This is a genomic window from Frankia sp. CoWAU3 (assembly GCF_977971855.1).
This window is the reverse complement of the sequence record NZ_CDWWXB010000070.1, coordinates 3,843-10,692: the sequence shown is the minus strand read 5'-3', so window position 1 is coordinate 10,692 and position 6,850 is coordinate 3,843. Positions and strand designations below refer to the sequence as shown.

Sequence of the window (6,850 nt, the reverse complement as noted above, 5' to 3'; positions counted from 1 at the left end):
GGAGAAGACGGTCCGGGTGGGGCGGGTGATCCCGGTCGCCCCGGTCAGCCGGGGCATCAGCCGGGGCCCGCGGGTCATCGGGCGGCACCGGACGGCGGTCGCGGGGCCGGTCGGCGGATCGCCGGCTACCCCTGGGCCGTTCCGCCCAGTGGGCCCAGACCGGGGGGCCTACCACCCGGCGCGCCCCCGTCCCCGCCACCGGCCGAGGCGGACCCTGATTCCTGATCGCGGGTTCTTGATTTCTGGTCCGGTTCCTGGTCTCTGGCGCCTGATTCCGTCGCTCGTCGTTCGCAGCCCGGCCGGCCGGCGCGACACGGTAGGCTGGACCCGTCCGTGCGGTGGCGTACCGTCGTGTCATCGTCTGTCAGTGCCGGCGGTCCCCGCCAGCAGTGCCACTGGATTGATCTTCGAGGTCGAGATGCCCGCCCTGCGCTCCCGCACCACCACCCACGGCCGGAACATGGCCGGCGCCCGCGCCCTGTGGCGCGCGACCGGGATGACCGACGACGACTTTGGCAAGCCGATCGTCGCCGTGGCTAACAGCTTCACCGAGTTCGTCCCGGGGCATGTGCACTTGCGTAACCTTGGCTCGCTGGTGGCCGGGGCGGTGGCCGAGGCCGGTGGGGTGGCGCGCGAGTTCAACACCATTGCCGTGGACGACGGCATCGCGATGGGGCATGGCGGGATGCTCTACTCGCTGCCGTCCCGCGAGCTCATCGCCGACAGTGTCGAGTACATGGTGAACGCCCACTGCGCCGACGCCCTGGTCTGCATCTCCAACTGCGACAAGATCACCCCGGGGATGTTGCTCGCGGCACTGCGGCTGAACATCCCGACCGTGTTCGTCTCCGGTGGAGCGATGGAGTCGGGCAACGCGGTCATCTCCGGCGGCACGGCTCGGTCCAGGCTGGACCTCATCACCGCGATGTCGGCGGCGGTCAACCCGGACGTCTCGGACGGCGACCTGTCGACGATCGAGCGTTCGGCCTGCCCGACGTGTGGATCCTGCTCCGGCATGTTCACGGCGAACTCGATGAACTGCCTGACCGAGGCGATCGGGCTGTCTCTGCCCGGCAACGGGTCGACCCTGGCCACCGCCGCCGCCCGCCGTGAGCTGTTCGTCGAGGCCGGGCGCCTCGTGGTCGACCTGGCGCGGCGCTATTACGAGAAGGACGACGAGGCGGTCCTGCCCCGGTCGATCGCGACCGCCGCCGCCTTCCGTAACGCCTTCGCGGTCGATGTGGCAATGGGCGGTTCGACGAACACCGTGCTGCATCTGTTGGCCGCCGCCGTCGAGGCCGGCGTTGACGTCACCCTCGCCGACATCGACCAGATCTCCCGCACCGTCCCCTGCCTGTGCAAGGTGGCGCCGAGCTCCACCCGTTACTACATGGAGGACGTCCACCGGGCGGGCGGCATCCCCGCGATCCTCGGCGAGCTCGACCGGGCCGGGCTGCTCGACCCGGACCCGCACACGGTGCACTCCGCGAGCCTGCGCGAGTTCCTCGACCGCTGGGACGTCCGCGGCCCGAGCCCCTCGCCGGACGCGATCGAGCTGTTCCACGCGGCGCCGGGTGGCGTGCGCACGATCGAGCCGTTCAGCTCCACCAATCGGTGGGACACCCTCGACACCGACGCCAGGGACGGTTGCATCCGTTCGGTCGAGCACGCCTACTCCGCCGAGGGTGGGCTCGCGGTGCTGTTCGGCAACCTGGCCGTCGAGGGCGCCGTCGTGAAGACGGCCGGTGTGGACGAGGGCCAGTGGACCTTCCGCGGCCCGGCGCTCGTGGTCGAGAGCCAGGAAGAAGCGGTCGACACCATCCTCACCGGGCGGGTCAAGGCCGGGAATGTGATCATCGTCCGCTACGAGGGCCCTCGCGGCGGTCCGGGGATGCAGGAGATGCTCTACCCCACCGCGTTCCTCAAGGGCCGCGGTCTCGGCCCGAAGTGCGCCCTGATCACCGACGGCCGGTTCTCCGGCGGGAGCTCCGGACTGTCGATCGGTCACGTCTCCCCGGAGGCGGCCCACGGCGGGAGGATCGCCCTGGTCCGCGACGGGGACATCATCGAGATCGACATCCCGGCCCGCCGGCTGGAGCTCGTGGTCTCCGACGAGGAGCTGGCGAGCCGACGCGCGGCGCTGGAGGCGGCCGGCGGCTACCGTCCCACCGGGCGGGAACGGCCGGTGTCCATGGCGCTGCGGGCCTATGCGGCGATGGCGACCTCGGCCTCCACCGGTGCCGCGCGCGACGTCGGTCTGCTCGGCGGCTGATGAGGCGGCGTCCGGGCGGGCCCGGCTCGGACCGGGCCTGGCTCAGACCGGGACGGGTTCGGACCGGGACGGGTTCGGACCGGGCCTGGCTCAGACCGGGACGGCGGAGGGGGCGGACGACGGCGTCGCGAGCGTCACGGCAAAATCCCCATCGGGATCCGTCCACTGCCGCGCCACCGCCCAGCCCGCCAGCGCAAGCTCCGAGGCGATGCCGTCCAGGGTGAACTTGGCGCTGATCTCGGTGAGGATCTCCTCGCCCGGTTGGAAATCGGCCGTGACGGCGAGGGTCGCGATCGAGACGCGCTGCTCCCGAACGGAACGTAGCCGCATCTCGATCCAGGAGTTCTCGGCGTTCCAGACCGCCACATGCGCGAATCCGCGGATGTCGAAGTCGCCCCCGAGCTCCCGGTTGATCACCGTCAGCACATTACGGTTGAAAGCGGCGGTGACCCCGGCACCGTCGTCGTACGCGGCGACGAGGCGGTCGACGTCCTTGACGAGGTCCGTTCCCAGCAGCAGGGCGTCGGAGCTCCCGGCCTGCTCGCGCAGCGTACGGAGGAGGTTCTGCCGCTGCGCAGGGCGCAGATTGCCGACCGTGCCGCCGAGGAAGGCGAGCAGCCGATGGCCACCTCGGGGCAACTGGTGCAGATGCCGTTCGAAGTCCCCGACCACGGCCGCCACGGAGAGCCCCGGGTAGGTGGTGAGGATTCCGCGACCTGCCCGCACCAGGGCCGCCTCGTCGACATCGAAGGGGATGAAACGGCGGAGGTTGCCGGCCGCCCGCAGTGCGTCGAGCAGCAGCCTGGTCTTGTCGGAGGTTCCCGATCCCAGCTCGACGAGGGTGTCGGCCGGACAGGCAGCCGCGATCTCGTCGGCGTAACTGACCAGGATGGCCCGTTCCCGCCGGGTCGGGTAGTACTCCGCCAACCGGGTGATCTTGTCGAACAGCATGCCGCCGGTGGTGTCGTAGAACCACTTCGGCGGCAGCTCGCGGGGGCTCGCGGTGAGGCCGGCGAGCACGTCGCGGGCCAGCGTGACGGCGCGATCCGACTCGTGCAGGTGGCGGTCGACGGAGAGGCCCGGGAACGGGATCTCCGCCGTGCCGTTCGCGCCCGTCCCCTCGGGGACGGCATCATCCGCTCGGGTGGTTGTCGGAGTCCTTGGTGTCATGGATGTACCCTCCATCAACGTGGTGCAACCCACGGTAACTGATCTAGGAGATCATGTTACGAAGAGTGACTTGGTGTGTGTCGGCTACCAGGAGGTGATGGTCCGGAACGTCCACCCAGCCCGGTTCGTCATCGTCTGGTTCGCTTGCGACCAGGATTCCATCCTTCTCCCTCCGGTATGACAGGCTGTCCCGCCAGGCGGTCGCCACGATCTGGGTTCCATCCACCACCAGCAGGTTCAGCCGGGCCCGCTCGCCCGAACCCGCCGCGTCCAGCGACAGCACGACCTCGGCGACCGCCTCGGCGAGCGGACGCTTCCCGGCGTGCTCCCACACCAGCGAGGCGAGCAGCGCGGAGTCGCACGTCGAGTCCGGGACCGGAGCGCCGGGCCGGTCGCGCAGCATCCGCCGGACGGCCACCGGGTCGACCCGGCCGTTGTGGCTGAGCAGCCGGTGGCCGTCGGTGAAGGGAGCCGTCGCGCTCTCTTCGATCGGCATGCCGACGGTGGCGCTACGCACGGCAGCCAGCACGCAGCCGGAGGCGACCGCGCCGGCGATCGAGGCGTACGAGGCGTCCGTCCACATCGGCACGGCCCGGCGGAACCGGGCCGGCGCCGCCCGCAGCGCCGGGGCGTACCAGCCGACTCCGAACCCGTCGGCGTTCACCGTGCCGTGGCGCATCCGCCTCGGCGACCACGACTGGCGCAGCAGGCTGTACGGACGCTCCAGGGTCAGCCCCGCCAGGGTCCGTGGCGTTCCGATCCAGGCGAGGTGCCGGCACACCGAGGTCTCCTTCGCACGCGTGCTCGTTCGTCACCCGGCGTCGCGGGCCAGCCGGAATCCGGCGAAGATCTGCCGGCGGATCGGGTAATCCCAGTTCCGGAACGTGGCGCGGACGGCGACGGCGTCCGTCGCCCAGCTGCCCCCGCGCAGGACGCGGAAGGACGACTCCCGCCCGGCCTTCGGGAAGAAGACCTCGCTGTACTCCCGGTAGGGATAAGACGCGAAGCCCGGGTACGGCGTGAACCCGCTCGCCGTCCATTCCCAGACGTCCCCGATCATCTGTTCGGCTCCGCAGGGACTCGCGCCCGCGGGATAGGCCCCCAGCGGGGCCGGGCCGCTCGTCCAGTTGCCCAGATTGGCACGCTCCGGAGTCGGATCGGTGTCTCCCCACGGATACCGCCGTGAACGTCCGGTGACCGGGTCGTAGGCGGCGGCCTTCTCCCACTCGGCCTCGGTCGGCAGCCGCCTGCCGGCCCAGCGGGCATGCGCCTCGGCCTCGTACCAGCACACGTGCTGGACCGGCTCGTCGAGGGGAACCGGCTCGACCCGGCCGAACCGGCGGCGCAGCCAGGTGCCGCCCTCGCGCCACCAGAACGCGGGCGCGCTCAGGCCCTCCGTCTGGCGCCATTCCCATCCCGCCGCCGACCAGAGCCGCTCGTCGTCGTATCCGCCGGCGTCGATGAAGGCGACCTGCGCCCGGTTGGAGACGGGGAGGGTGTCGATCCAGAACGCGGGGAGGTGGACGCGGTGGGCGGGACCCTCGTTGTCGAAGGCCCAGGGATGGATACTGGTGCCGAGGGTGAACTCGCCGCCCGGCACGAGGACCTCCGGCCGCGGCACCCGGCGGCCGGGCGGTGGCGCCGCGCCGGGAGCAAGTACCGGCGGTCCCTGGCGGAGCTGGTGCGTGGCGAGCATTGTCTCGTCGTGCATGTGCTCGTGCTGCACGACCATGCCGTAGACGAAGCCGTCGGCGAGCAGCCGTTCCCGCTCCGGTACGGCAGTGGTTTCCGCGCCTGCGCCAGCCATCGGTCCGAACCGGTCGGGTCCGAACCGGTCGAGGAGGTCGAGAGTGCGGCCGCGGACCTCGTGCAGGTACGCCCTGGTCTCGGCGGGGCCGAGCAGGGCCAGCCGGCTGCGGCTCGCGCGGCTGTGCCGGAACGCGTCGTAGATGTCGTCGAGCCCCGGCCGCGTCCCGGTGCCGCCGGCCAGCGCGCGCACCAGCCAGAGATCCTCGTAGTTGCCGACGTGGGCGAGGTCCCAGACCAGCGGGGACATCAGCGGCGAGTGCTGGCGGAGGAGATCCTCCGCGGCGATGTCGGTGTACGTGAGTGAACGCTGGCGTGCGGTCCGCAGGGCGTCGGCGACGGTGTCGGCGGTGATCGGCTTCGTATCCCGGTCGGCGGCGGTCTCCTGGTCGGCGGCGGTCTCCCGGTCGGCCTGGGCGGCTGGGGATGCCGGGGACCGGGTCAGACGAGTGAGACGCACCGGTGGGCCTCCTCACGCAGCAGACCGGCCGGGCCGATCGCGAGAAGTCGTTCGGTCAGTTCGTCGGCCGGACATCGGCCGCGGTCGAGGTAGCGTCCGGCGAACGACTCGACCGTCTCGGCGAGATCGGTCGCGCCGCCGCGGCGCAGGGCGCTCACGGCCAGGTCGACGCAGCGCACCGCCGCGCGTCGCAGGGGCTCGTCGGCCATGCCGAGCATCGCCGCGGCCGGCCAGCGATGCGCGACGGCCAGGCACGCCTCGAACGCTCCGTCCGCGGCGACCGGGTCGTCAAGCAGTACCGTCGGCATCGCGACGGCAGCCTGCCAGCCGTCACCCGGCTGCGCGTCGAGGTAGCGCAGTTCCCACCAGCCACGCGGTCGGACCGGGGGGAACACCGTGGTCGCATGGTAGGAGAGATCCTCGGGGGTCGGGGGACGGGTGACCGGGCCGCGGCCGGCGAGCCAGTCCCCGAAGGTTGAGTCGTCCCGGACCGGGATGAAATGATGATCGTCTTCGGGGTTGCCGGCCCCGGCGGGATTCTCGACCATCATCAGCTTGGCGTCGAGCAGGTACCGCGCCCACAGGTCGACGAGATCGGGCTCGGTGTCGCCGGACCCCGGGGCCGTGAGAGCGGCCGCGACGGGCCGGGTTCGGCTCGCGTCGATGCCGTCCCACACCGCCTGGCGGGTCGACCGCCATCCGGTCCGGCGGCCGGCGTACGCGGGTGAGGCGGCGAACAGGGCGGTGAGGACCGGGCCGAGAGCGTGGACGAGTTGGAACCGCCGCGCCGCCTCGGCAGGCGAGCCGCCGAGGTCCAGGTTGACCTGGACGGAGGCGGTCGAGTACATCATCACCGTGCCGGACGCCCCGCCCCCGGTCCGGAAATGCTCCTCCATCGCCGCGTACCGGGACGCGCTGGTCTGCCGCATCCCGACGCGCAGGGGATCGACCCCCATGCCGACGAGGGCCAGGCCGTCGACCGCCAGGGCGGAGCGGACCAGGTTCAGATCGGCGGAGCTCGCCCGCACGGCCGCGGTGAGCTCGGCCGGCGGCCCGGACAGCTCCAGCTGGCCGCCGGGCTCGAAGGTGATGCGGCTGCCCCCGGGCAGGACCGGCCCGCCGGGACCCGGGGTGGTCCCGGG

Annotated in this window: 5 protein-coding genes; 1 reads left to right on the top strand and 4 read right to left on the bottom strand. The window is 71.9% G+C overall.

Annotated features, from left to right (window positions below; genetic code table 11):
* The first annotated feature begins 418 nt into the window (after window positions 1-418).
* Window positions 419-2,272 carry a dihydroxy-acid dehydratase gene (gene ilvD / locus AC08ON_RS08810; protein WP_476607595.1) on the top strand — a complete coding sequence of 618 codons (1,854 nt, stop codon included), beginning with the start codon at window positions 419-421 and terminating at the stop codon, window positions 2,270-2,272.
* A gap of 90 nt (window positions 2,273-2,362) precedes the next feature.
* Here ilvD and egtD read toward each other — a convergent pair whose 3' ends face one another.
* From egtD to egtA, 4 genes are all read right to left on the bottom strand, one after another.
* Window positions 2,363-3,442 (bottom strand): L-histidine N(alpha)-methyltransferase, encoded by a 1,080-nt coding sequence (gene egtD, locus AC08ON_RS08805; RefSeq protein WP_476607588.1) that lies wholly within the window; start codon window positions 3,440-3,442, stop codon window positions 2,363-2,365.
* Between the two features lie 43 nt (window positions 3,443-3,485).
* Window positions 3,486-4,223 (bottom strand): ergothioneine biosynthesis protein EgtC, encoded by a 738-nt coding sequence (gene egtC, locus AC08ON_RS08800; protein WP_476607589.1) that lies wholly within the window; start codon window positions 4,221-4,223, stop codon window positions 3,486-3,488.
* Window positions 4,224-4,253: 30 nt separating this feature from the next.
* Entirely contained in the window at window positions 4,254-5,708 is a 1,455-nt protein-coding gene (gene egtB, locus AC08ON_RS08795; protein WP_476607590.1) for an ergothioneine biosynthesis protein EgtB, read from the bottom strand.
* Window positions 5,690-6,850: ergothioneine biosynthesis glutamate--cysteine ligase EgtA (egtA, locus tag AC08ON_RS08790; RefSeq protein WP_476616763.1), on the bottom strand; the 1,161-nt coding region annotated here is incomplete at its 5' end. The genes egtB and egtA, both read right to left, overlap by 19 nt.

What these genes read in the sequence shown, in the direction of transcription:
- ilvD (WP_476607595.1), top strand. Translation starts at nt 419, where the DNA reads ATGCCCGCCCTGCGCTCCCGCACCACCACCCACGGCCGGAACATGGCC.
- egtD (WP_476607588.1), bottom strand. Translation starts at nt 3,442, where the DNA reads ATGACACCAAGGACTCCGACAACCACCCGAGCGGATGATGCCGTCCCC.